Below are 425 nucleotides of genomic sequence, written 5' to 3' on the forward strand. Positions count from 1 at the left end.
AGTTGGGCACTCTAAGGTGACTGCCGGTGACAAACCGGAGGAAGGTGGGGATGACGTCAAATCATCATGCCCCTTATGACCTGGGCTACACACGTGCTACAATGGATGGTACAAAGGGCTGCAAGACCGCGAGGTTTAGCCAATCCCATAAAACCATTCTCAGTTCGGATTGCAGGCTGCAACTCGCCTGCATGAAGCTGGAATCGCTAGTAATCGCGGATCAGCATGCCGCGGTGAATACGTTCCCGGGCCTTGTACACACCGCCCGTCACACCACGAGAGTTTGCAACACCCGAAGTCGGTGGGGTAACCCTTACGGGAGCCAGCCGCCGAAGGTGGGGCAGATGATTGGGGTGAAGTCGTAACAAGGTAGCCGTATCGGAAGGTGCGGCTGGATCACCTCCTTTCTAAGGATATTTACGGAA

At 55.1% G+C, this 425-nt stretch carries 1 rRNA gene; it reads left to right on the top strand.

The features are described 5' to 3' along the window. Positions 1-407: ribosomal RNA gene (locus tag M3221_RS25690) — 16S ribosomal RNA — on the top strand; the annotation flags it as partial. Positions 408-425 lie beyond the last annotated feature (18 nt).

Origin of the sequence: Domibacillus indicus (assembly GCF_023715895.1) — a bacterium.
Lineage (GTDB): Bacteria > Bacillota > Bacilli > Bacillales > Domibacillaceae > Domibacillus > Domibacillus indicus_A.